This is a genomic window from Sediminitomix flava (assembly GCF_003149185.1).
Taxonomy (GTDB): Bacteria; Bacteroidota; Bacteroidia; order Cytophagales; family Flammeovirgaceae; genus Sediminitomix; species Sediminitomix flava.
Map to the genome: position 1 here is coordinate 711,611 of NZ_QGDO01000003.1, position 12,254 is coordinate 723,864.

Annotated in this window: 4 protein-coding genes; 3 read left to right on the forward strand and 1 reads right to left on the reverse strand. The window is 35.9% G+C overall.

Annotated elements, in window-relative coordinates; genetic code table 11:
* Positions 1 to 2: 2 nt before the first annotated feature.
* The 3 genes from BC781_RS14545 to BC781_RS14555 all read left to right on the forward strand — a co-directional run bounded on the left by BC781_RS14545 (position 3) and on the right by BC781_RS14555 (position 11,648).
* Positions 3 to 2,816: a helicase-related protein gene (locus BC781_RS14545; RefSeq protein ID WP_109618996.1), complete on the forward strand. Its 2,814-nt coding sequence runs from the start codon at positions 3 to 5 to the stop codon at positions 2,814 to 2,816.
* A 78-nt stretch (positions 2,817 to 2,894) separates the two neighbouring features.
* The gene (locus tag BC781_RS14550; protein ID WP_211323819.1) at positions 2,895 to 7,094 is read left to right on the forward strand and encodes an Eco57I restriction-modification methylase domain-containing protein; all 4,200 of its coding nucleotides are present in this window, start codon (positions 2,895 to 2,897) and stop codon (positions 7,092 to 7,094) included.
* 99 nt (positions 7,095 to 7,193) lie between these two features.
* On the forward strand, positions 7,194 to 11,648 hold the full coding sequence (locus BC781_RS14555; protein ID WP_109618998.1) for a DUF3883 domain-containing protein: 4,455 nt from the start codon (positions 7,194 to 7,196) through the stop codon (positions 11,646 to 11,648).
* An 80-nt stretch (positions 11,649 to 11,728) separates the two neighbouring features.
* On the opposite strand, the gene BC781_RS14560 is transcribed toward BC781_RS14555, so the two are convergent.
* Entirely contained in the window at positions 11,729 to 11,980 is a 252-nt protein-coding gene (locus BC781_RS14560; protein WP_158281489.1) for an HIRAN domain-containing protein, read from the reverse strand.
* Between the last annotated feature and the right edge of the window lie 274 nt (positions 11,981 to 12,254).

Sequence of the window (12,254 nt, forward strand, 5' to 3'; positions counted from 1 at the left end):
ATATGACATTCAAACCAGGCAACTTAGTTGACTTTAGAGGAAGAACATGGATTGTTCTTCCTCAAGAGGATGAGCAACTCCTTATGATCAAACCATTAGGAGGAACCGATGAGGAAATTACGGCTGTATATAAACCCTTAATGGCAATCGAAGGACAGATCAAAGAAGCAAAGTTTGCTGACCCTTCTGTGGAGGAAATAGATGACTTTGAAACTGCCAAACTACTATTCAATGCGACTCGACTTTCGTTTAGAAATGCAGGTGGTCCATTCCGTTGTATGGGTAAACTTTCATTTCGTCCGAGATCATATCAAGTTGTGCCTTTGGTAATGGCTTTAAAGCAAGACATTACCAGACTTTTAGTCGCTGATGATGTAGGTATTGGTAAGACTGTTGAAGCTTTGATGATCTTAAAAGAGCGTATTGAGCGAGGAGATATAAAACGCTTTGCAGTAGTATGTCCACCGCATCTTTGTGAGCAATGGAAACAGGAGATCAAAGATAAACTAGACATGGATGCTGAAATTATTCGTTCGAGTACAGCCTCTGCAATTGATCGTAAATTACCAGATGACCGATCAGCTTTTCACCATTTGCCATACCAAGTCATTTCGATAGATTATATAAAGTCAGACAAACGAAAAGGAATTTTCTTGGATGACTGTCCTGATTTTGTAATTGTAGATGAGGCACATACGTGTACAAAACCTTCGGGAGCCAAATCTCCAACACAACAGCAACGCTACCATTTGTTGCATCAACTCGCTAAGAAAGAAGATAGGCATTTATTACTACTGACAGCTACACCACACTCAGGTAAGAATGAGGAATTTTCAGCTTTGTTGGGACTGCTTAAGCCTGAGTTAGAGCATATAGACTTAGATACAGCAACTTCTAAACAAAGGGAGGAAATGTCTAAGTATTTCATTCAAAGAAAGAGAGAGAATATTTCTAGATGGCTTAAAGGCAAAGAAGAAACACCTTTCCCTGACCGAGAAAACACAGAACTTGATTATGAGCTTCATGATGAATACTACAAACTATATGTAGAAGCGAAACGATTGGCTCGTGATATTACGAGGAAATCAACCAATCAAAAGAAAGGACATTTTTGGGCAGCACTTGCTTTGCTTAGAGGGATTATGTCTAGTCCTGAAGCAGGAATAGAAATGCTTAAAAATCGAATTCACAAAAGACAAGAAGATATACAAGCTGAAGAATTTATTGAGGAAGATATTACCATTCAAGATAAGCTCACAGCCATTTCTGATAATACGGAGTCTTTGGATGACCTAAGTGTTTCTCAAGATGAAATATCTGAGATGGAGCATCTTTTACACCTTTTGGAAAAAGTAAAAGAAGGGGATTTCGACCACAAATCAAATAAGACGGTAAGGCTTATTAAAGAATGGTTGAAAGATGGCTATTCGCCTATTATTTTCTGCCGATATATTGCTACTGCAAATTATTTACAAGAGGTATTAAGAGATGCCTTACCTAAAAAAGTAACGGTAGAAGCTGTTACCTCGGAGCTTGCAGATGAGCAGCGTAAAGAAAGAGTAGACCAATTGGGTAAAGCTTCTCAGCGTGTGTTGATTGCAACGGACTGTCTGAGTGAAGGAATTAACTTGCAAGAAAATTTTGATGCGGTAGTGCATTATGATTTGCCTTGGAACCCTAACCGACTAGAGCAAAGAGATGGTCGTGTAGATCGTTTTGGGCAAACTTCTCCTACGGTTAAATCTTATCTATTGTGGGGATCGGATAACCCAATGGATAAGATTGTATTGAATGTACTGATCAAGAAAATTAGAGATATCAGACGTACAACAGGGGTTTCTGTCTCATTGGGAGAAGAAAACCTTTCCATTATGGAAGAAATCTTAAAGGAGGTATTGGAAGAAGATACGCCTGTTCAAAGACAATTGACCCTTAATCTTGGTGATACGACTAGTCAAATCAGCGATAGTTTCAGCAAGGAACTAGATACGATTAAGCGTAAGGCGGAAAACCTCCGTTCTATTTTTGCACATGAGCGTGTAAAACCCGATGAAATTGAAGAATTGCTTAAAGAAGTAGACGAAGCAATTGGAGATGTTAATTCAGTGGAAAGTTTTGTAGTAGGTGCTTTACGTTTCTTTGGCACAGATATAAAACCAGTGGATGGGCATTACCAAATAGCTCCAATGACACTACCACCTGCATTGAAGATATTCTTCCCAAGTGATCTTAAGCAATTGCCTGTTTCTTTTGTGTCTCCTACACCAAGAGGGTTGATCTACATCGGTAGAAATCATCGTTTTGTGGAACAGCTTTGCCAAATGATTTTGAATGCAGCTTTTGAAGAAAAAGCTGATCCAAGAGTGGCTCGTACGGCAGTGATTCAGACGGATGCCGTCAATACATTGACAACTTTGGTACAGTTCCGTGTCAGAAATGTGATCAGAGAAAAGCGTCGCAAATCAAATGAATTGATTGCTGAAGAATTATTCCTTTGGGGCTATGAAGGTTTCGAGGAAATACAAAAAACGCTTTCTTATCAAGAGGTGAAAAGCCTAATGCTAGAAGCTAAATCGCTTGTGCAGATTCCTTTGCCTACACAGCAAACCTTGGTCGCAAGCCAATTAAGTCGTTTTGATAACCTAAAAGAGGAATTTGTCGAATTGGCTGAACAGCGAGCCTTAAACCTTGTAGACGCACACGGAAAATTTCAGTCGTTGGTAGGCGGTTCCAATTTTGAGGCGGTTTATCCTGTTCTTCCTCCTGAAGTGATGGGAATTTATGTCTTACAACCGAAACCAAAAGACCTTTTTTAAGGGAGAAAACATAAGGAATCCCAATTTTCACCGTAGATCAACGCCCTTATGGGAGCGTTGAAGAAATAAGTTAGCAATATGAGCTTTACAGCAATCAATATACAAGGCAATATCATTTCGGGAGAAATCTTAGATCGTATTGCCAAAGAAGAAGATTATAAATTTCAGAAACCGAAAGACTTTGGTTTTATCGATTCGGAAGAACTAAGGGAAGAAATCGGTAATGCTTGGCACGATGCACGTCATCAGTACCAAAGATTCAAGCGAAAAGAAGCAAAACTCTTAGAATCAAACTCGGCAATTTCAGAAACCAAACTTTGGGTGCTTTCTTTTCTCGGAAACTTGGGCTATGTCTCTGAGAATGCAACAGCCGAAACCATTCATGAAAAGAAATACGCCATTTCTCATCGAGATAAGGACTTGGGAGAGTTCCCGATTCATATTGTAGGATGGCGAACAAGCTTGGATAAAAAGCAAGAAAGAACAGCTGACAATCGTTCTCCTCATGCTTTGGTACAAGAGTATTTGAACTATACTGAACACTTGTATGGCTTGGTAACCAATGGCAAGCAATTGAGGTTACTAAGAGATGCGACTCGATTAGCAAAACTCTCTTTCTTGGAGTTCGACCTAGAGAAGATCATGGAAGAAGAACTCTATGCGGAGTTTGCCTTGCTTTACCGAGTACTGCATAAAACAAGAGCACCACAGCAAAAAGGAGAAGGAGAAGATTCATATTGGGAAAAATACCATATTGATGCCCTGGAATCAGGTTCTAGAATACGAGAAAAACTCTCTGCGGCAGTAGAAACCTCCATTATTGAACTTGCCAATGGTTTTCTGAAGCATGAGCAGAATACAGCATTAAGAGCAGAGCTTGCCAACAAGAAAATTGACGAAGGAGCCTTTTACCTTTCGTTGCTCCGAATGGTTTATCGTATGCTCTTTTTGATGGTGACCGAAGAACGCAATCTGATCTTCCCTAAACCAAATGGAGAAGGTGATCAGTATGCCCAAATGCGAGAGATTTACTATCGTTATTATTCCCTGTCTCGTATCAAAAAATTGGTAGAGCAGAAGCATTTTATAGCCAAGTACCATCATGACCTTTGGGAAAGCTTGAAAACCTGTTTCGCTATTTTTGAATCACAGACATATGCCGAAAAGCTAGGCTTAAGAGCCTTGTCTTCGGGCTTGTTTAGCCCAAATGCTTTAGGCGTACTTGCAGAGGTAAAGCTCTCCAATGAAGTCTTTTTGAAAGTCCTATCCAATCTCTCTTATTTTGAGAATGAGAAAAAACAGCTCGTTAGGGTGAATTTCTCTGACTTGGATGTAGAAGAATTTGGTTCGGTCTACGAAGGTTTGCTAGAATACAAGCCAGCATTTGTAGAAGAAAGCGGACACCCTAAATTCCAATTTGTCAAAGGCGATGATCGTTCTTCTTCGGGTTCACACTATACGCCAGAGGAGTTGGTAAAACCACTGATCAAACATTCATTGGCTTACCAAATTGAAGATCGATTAGAGAAACCTCAAGACTTTATAGCAGAAAGTAGCCGTACAAAATCAAAGGCGGAACAACAGGAAGAAGCCTTGTTAGGGCTAAAAGTTTGTGATGTAGCTTGTGGTAGTGGACATATTTTATTGTCTGCGGCTAGACGTATTGCTTTTGATTTAGCAGTGGTACGTACCCAAGAAGAACAGCCCAATCCTACGGCATTGCGTACAGCAGTAAGGGATGTGATTCGTCATTGTATTTATGGGGTAGACTTAAACCCTTTGGCAGTAGAGTTGTGTAAAGTTGCCCTTTGGCTAGAGGCACATAACCCAAATGAACCGCTTAACTTCTTAGATCACCATATCAAATGCGGAAATGCAATTGTTGGTTTGGCACATGCCGATGAACTGAAAAACGGCATTGCAGACGAAGCCTTTAAAAAGCTTGCAGGCGATGATAAAGAGGTGATAAAAGAGTTTTCGACAAGAAATAAACAACAGCGCAAAAACAGGGGACAGCTCCAAACCTTTGATGTGAGCAAAACTTCTATTCCGCTAAAGGAAGTACTCGAAAAGCATAAGGAAATTGTAGCTATGCCCGAAAGTACACCAGAAGAAATACAAGCCAAAGAACAGGCGTATTATGCTTTTGCAGAAAGTGAGCATGCTAGAAAAATTCAAATCCTTGCCGATTTGCAAATTGCACAGTTCTTTATCCCGAAAACGGATGAACACAGAAGAGAACTAACCACAGATAGCGACTATTACCAATTCTTACAAGGCAAAAAAGTCCTGCAAGGACAAGGTGTAGCCAAGGCAATGGCATTGGGTGAACAAAAGCACTTTTTCCATTGGTTCTTGGAGTTCCCTCAAGTAATGGCGAAGGGTGGTTTTGACTGTATTTTAGGGAATCCTCCTTTCTTGGGAGGGCAGATGTTGAGTGGTAATTTTGGGTTGCAGTTTGTTGAATTTATCAAACATTATTATGCACCAATTGATACTGTAAATTTAGTGACTTATTTTTTTAGGAGGAATTTTGATCTTATTTCTGAAAATAAATTTATTTCACTCATTTCTACGGATGCTATTTCAGATGGGAAGAACCGTGCAGGGGGGTTAGAAGTGATATGTGGAAATAAAGGTGAAATAAATTTTGCACTTAAGAATATTGTATGGCCTGGTGATGATGCTAACCTTGAAGTTTCATTAATTTCCATTTATAAAGGGAAGTTTAATGGAGTGAAATATTTAGATAAAGAAAATGTTAATCAGATAAATCCAGACTTGAGTTCGTCAAATAATTATATTAAACCATTTCAGCTTAAGCAAAATAAAAATAAGAGTTTTCAAGGTCCAATATTATTAGGAGATGGATTCGTTTTGAGTAAAAAAGAAGCTGACTCATTAATTAGTGTTAATGATAATAATAGAGATGTTATTCAGCCTTATCAAAATGGAAGTGAATTAAATAGTAATATATATCAAGAAACAACAAGGTATGCAATAAACTTTTTTGATTGGGCACAAGAACAGGCCGAAAATTATACTGAATGCTTTGAAATCGTAAAAAATAAAGTATTACCATTCAGAAAAACAACATTAGGAAAAAAAGAAGTCTTAAACTCTAGAGATAAGAGAGTTTTAGAGCAATACTGGAAGTATGAGGCTCCTAGGCCATCATTATATAGCAAACTTAAAAATGTAAAGAGGTATTTTAGAATTTCTACAGGAGGAACAAAATATGTTGTCTTTGCACCTTCTAGTGAAGAAATTGTTTTCTCACATACCATCGCAATTATTGCTTTAGAGAGTTTTTACTTTTTTGGTTTTTTAAGCTCTTCAATTTATGACCATTGGGCGTGGTCGAATTGTAGAAAAAAGGGTGGGGCAACACTGAGATATGCACCAACGACGGCTTTTGAAACATTTCCGTTTATAGACAAAGATAATTTTGAGAATCATAATTTTATAGAAAATATTTCAGAAGTTTATAGTAATAGCAGAAATGAATTGATGCATCTTATACAATTAGGTCTCACCAAAACCTACAACCAATTCCATAATCCACGCTTAACTTCAGAGGTAGAATTACTGAAAAAGGCAGATTTTGAAAAGCAGTACGGTAAAGAAACATGGAATCTCTATAATCATTTGGAAGTCAATAAAGCGGGAAAAGTCAGCTATCAAGAAGCTGTTCCAATGATAGAAGAATTACGCCTTCTACACAAAGAAATGGATCAAGCCGTATTGGAAGCTTATGGTTGGGGAGATATACAACTCAGACATGATTTTTATGAGGTAGAGTATCTTCCAGAAAACGATAGAATACGCTATACCATACACCCCGAAGCTAGAAAAGAAGTCCTCAAACGTCTGCTACTGCTCAATCATGAGCGATATGAAGAGGAAGTAGCACAAGGGCTTCATACAAAAGGGAAAAAGAAGACCGCTACAAAACCAAAACCAAAAGCAACAGCCAAAGCCACCAAAAAAGCAAGTACGCCACCACAGGCAACAGGCGATCTTTTTGGCGGTACAGCCACCCAAACCAATATCCAAAAAGAGGTGACTATTGGCAGTCGTGTAGTAATCCGTAATCTCCAAACTAAAAATGAGATGAAGGTCACGCTCTCCGCAGAACAAAACCCAACACCTTATGACCTGTTCGGACACCAAAACTTAAAGATTACTTCTCAAATGGCACTCGCAATGCTCAATCGAAAAGCAGGCAGTAAGTTCCGTGTAGGAGATGCCGAATGGGAGATTTTGAGGGTGGAGTAAACTTCTGAAAATCTGAATGTAATACAAGCCATCTCTCTAACTGAGGTGGCTTGTTCAAAAAATTAAAACCTGTATTTTTTAACTAAACCATTTTTTATAATGACACCCGTAGATATCAATGAGGTAAAAGAAGTCTTTGACAAGAAAAAAGATTTATATAAAGATAATTACCATGAAATGCTCGGAGATTACAACCGAGAAAATGAAACCATAGGAGGCTACAATGGAAGACAAATCTTAGAGCTTATCCAAAACTGCGATGATGAAGAGGCTAAAAGGGTTCATATTAAGTTGGATAAGGTTAATCAAACTATTTCGATCCGTAATGACGGAACAGCATTTTCATTGAAAGGTTACCGTTCACTAAGTATTTCTAATCTATCTTCTAAATTATCTAAGAAGAGATATATTGGTAATAAGGGCTTAGGTTTTAGGTCAATCATTAATTGGAGTGAGTACATCAAGATCATTAGTAATGATTTTGAAGTCATGTTTTCCGACAAAGCTAGAAAAGCAACTTTTGAAAGTTTGTTTGATGTAGTGCTACAAAAAGAAATCAGAGAGGAACATGGGGTAAAGGATGATGTATATCCTATTCCTTTCCTATCTTCTCCAACACTAACAGCTTCTCCACAAGGTCCATCTTTTTCAACAACAATAGAGGTTAAGTATAAAGTAGAATATTACAACGATATAGTAAGCCAAATCAAGGCATTACAACCTAATATTTTACTCTTTTTAAGACATATTGAGTCCATAGAATTTGAAACAGAAGAAGGGCTTCAAGACCTACAAAGTAATAAGACAGAACACCCTGATTATAGCGAGCAAGTTTTCTCCCCTAAAGAGCTAATTGTTGTCAATGGTGAAGAATGGGAAGTTTTTTCCGATGAACAGGAGATCGAGTTAGAAGAGAATGATAAAGTAGAAAAGTCTTTCTATGAATTGAAAGTAGCAGTTAAAAAAGGGTTGTCTGATAGGGATTCATATTTACATACGTTCTTTCCTACACAAGTAAAATTAGGTTTTCCTTACCTTGTTCACGCTACACTTGATCTAGATCAGAACCGAAATTATCTGAACAAAACAGAAAAGAATAAAATTGTTCTTAGTCATCTCGTGAAATTGCAGACACAGGTCGCAAAATATTTTTCAGCAAAAGAAGTGGATTGGACTCCTTATGAATTGTTGGCAGTAGAAGGTGATGAAAATGACAAACTAAAAATATTAGGTTTCTATGATTCACTAAAGAAGGCTCTGAGAACAGAAGCAGTTTATCCTTGTGTAGATGGAAATTATAGAAAATGCGATGAGGTAAGAAAAATAAGTGAGGATTTTTCGGATTTAGTCATAGAAAATGGTGGCGCAAAATGTTTTCCTCTTTTATTGAAATCGGGATATGGTTCGTTGCCTAAGAACACAGAATATATTCCTAATTTGGAGTACCCAAACCTAATACAAAACGTTAATCAATTTAGTGAAACAATCTCTGATATAGCTACTAGAGTTGAGTTCATTGGTATTCTTCACAGTGAATTCCCTTATAAGAAATTTAATTTTTTGGTGGATGATAATAATGTGCTTATTGATTCATCAGTAGAGGTTTTTACGCCTGCTTCACAAGGCATAAAAATTCCCAGTTATTGTAATATTAGCTTCATTAATACGCGGCTATATTATAGTCTGTTAAGCAAGTTGAAACTCAATAATACACAAGATAAATCTAGGGAGTTTCAGCGTAGCATAAAGAATCATAGTAATATATCTTCTTATGAACCAACACCACTCAATAATAAGATTATTTCATCAACCAATACTTATTTAAATGAAATAGATAGTAAAGATGGAAAAATAGAAGTGATTAGAGAGATGTTATCGTCTATATATCACAATTATAAACTGAGGAGAAATCAAGAAGTAGAGCTAGAGAGAGTTAATATACCATTGCTTGATAGTGATTTAGCAATCTTTAAAGCATCAGAGCTTTATTTTTCAGATGAGTTTCTTGTTGGGCAAATAGCTGATGATGTATTTAGCAATACTCAGCATAAAGATCGTAGAAGATTAGCCTCTTTAAAAGACTTAGGGCTTGAAAATGAAAACTTAGAAGAGCTAGAGAAGTTTTTTAAATGGTTGGGGGTAAATGAGTATGTTATTTATCAACATATAGCGAATTATGGTACTTACGTATCTGCATACAAGTCTTTCATAAAGAAAGATAGAAGTATTAGAGATGTAGATAATTGGATATTTTTCAGAATGGAAAATATTTTAGATAAAATGGAATATCCGCAGTTTATTCTTTGGTTTTTTAAAGAAGAACTGCTTAGAAATGTGTATAATAATACTTCTGGGTATGTTTGTACTAATCGTGAATATAATAGAAGTATTTATCACCATTCATCAATTTCGTATTTAAAATTTATAGCTAATAAACTGATATTAAAGTTTGATCATTATTTGTTAGATGACACTCTCAAATGGTTAGGGAAATTAAATGGTTTAGATGTAGAGTATGAACACGAGTTATTTAAAAAGTACAATATAAGCAAGAGTCAAATAGATTATATACTATCGAATTTGGGTGCAAAAGATGAATTTGAAGATTTACCTATTGGTTATGTAACGGAATGTATAGAAAAAGTAAGTAAGAAATTTCCTCAAGGGAAAAATGCCCAAACCATATATAAAAAAGCAGTTGGTCATTTTGAGAAAAATAACTTACCACTAACAAAAGATGTATTATTATTCGCTGATAATGGTGAAAATAAGCCTACTTTAAAAGCCCAAAGTGAGATTTACTTTAGTGACAAAGTCAAGATTCCGAATAAGCTAAAATCAAAGTATCCTTTTTTCCATTATCCTTTACGTGCAGGAGGAGCTAAAGCTATTCAATTTTTCAAAATAAAGGATGCGTCAACTTTATCGTTTGACATTACTGAGCATACAGTAAGTAAAGAATTGACAGATGATTTCACTACTCTATTAAATAAGCTGAAACCATATTTGTTGGTTTATAGAATCGATCATATCACAAAATCATCTCAACAAAAAGAGGAGGCTTCTGCTTTAAACAAGGTCAATATTCATCTCTGCTCAAAACTGAGTTATAAAATTAAAGATGAAGCATATACCCTTAGTGAATACGAATTTATACCTCAAGAAGACAATAACTATTTTATCAGAATTAATGGGGATGAAACCTTAAAAGAACTTAGAAAGAACCAAGCTTTTTTAGATGCTTTTGCTGATATAATCTGCCATGCTTTTGATTTTAAAAAGAGCAGAAATGATTTTAGGAATTGCCTAAAGGATGATCTAGATAGTATCAAACATACCGTCAATTACCAATATGGTGAAGAAAGTGTTCAAGAAGCTTTAAAATTCTTGAATCGAAAGGATTATGATGTGGATTTTTGGATTGCTTTAACTCAAATTGCGGATCTCCCAATTGATGGTATAGAGAGTATAGAAAAGTTTATTCATGATAAAGAAAATGAGTTAGGTATATCATTGAAACATCTTTCCTTAGATGAGCAAAATTGTATCAAGTACAGCGAAGCGTTAAACTTATTATTTAATTCTTTAGGGCTGTCATTTGACAAAATTAATCAGGAACGTATAAAAGTGGATTTCATTGATGAGCATAAAAAGGAGTTAAAATCATTTTTTGAGAAGCAAGAGTCTTTTGTTAGGGATAATATTTGGAAGTTTTTAGAAGAGAGAGCAGAAGAACAAAAGGACTTTCTAGATTTACACCACAAGTACAGTAAGTTTGAAAGTTTCATTGATCAAAAATCGGGTGAAGTTAGGTTTGTATCGGCAATAGACGTTAAGGAGGTTTTAGACCTTTATTTAAAAGAGCAATTCCCTGATATAGTATTTGAAGAACAGGATATAGATTTAGAGCAAATTAGAAAAAATAATGAATCTGGATTTACAGCTAGTGAATGCTATCGTTTGAACCAAAGTAAGGAACTAAGGAGTTTAATATATTTTTCAATTCAGTTAGAAGGCATTAAAGAGGTACTTAGAGAGCTAGAAAAAGAAAATAAAACAGTAGAATCAACTGTTGAAGAAGCCTCAGAAGAGAATGTGGAAATAGTCGAAAACATTGATTACAGCATAAGAGAAAAGAAAGAGATAACCAAAAGAACTTCTTCGGGACCTTACGTTCCTTCAAACTCCCCAAATAGTGATCGTATTAAAAAGCAAATTGGAGACAACTCAGAAGATAAGGTTTATAAGAAGCTTGTTGAAATGTATGGAAAGGAAAATGTTTTTCATATATCCAAGATGAATGAGGGAGCTCATTATGATATAAGATATACACTCCCTGACTCTGATATCAACATTTATGTAGAAGTGAAGACCTTAACAGGAGGAGAGTTCTATCTTACCGAGCATGAAAAGCTCTTTGGAGAAAAGCACAGAGATAACTATGAACTGTGGTTAGTAGAAGGAACGAAATTATATCCTATAAAAGATTTTTTTAAGAAGAATCACACACTAACCCCTGTGAACTATAAAGTTTCTATTAATATTAAACATTGATCTTAGGGAAGATTTAAAAAAGCTTTTGTCAAATTAGAACAGCTCAGACAAAGTCCCAAGAGGGAATGTCTGAGCTGTTTTTATAGGTCTTTAAAATGCATCAAATGTACAACTATACTAATTTGATTTTCGGGGTGTTCTTCGGGAGGAAAACGATTGATACGAACCTCGAAAACTTTGGAGTAGCCTTGATCGCAGAACTTGGATAGTTCATCATTTTCATTTCTAGGAACAAAGCCTAGTTTGTAATCTTCAAAATAGATCGCAATGGCTTTTGCATTATAAGGATTGTCCTTTTCTCTTTTCAAGTAAGAACTGTTCCAATTGAACATATTAATGTATTCGATGATATGGGGAATTATATGACATATCTGACACTCGAATATAAAAATAGCCTTTAATGTATCAAATGAGTCGATTTTCAATGTCATAAGACTTTTAAATAAGTGACATTAATCTGTACAATGAATAAAGGATATGACAGATAAAGTCAGTAGTAACCCACAAGCCAAGTCCTTATATGACATGAAAAAACCACGTTTAAACAATGTTAAACATGGTTTCTTAGTTTTTGTGTCATATTTGCCACTTGTTTTAGTATATATG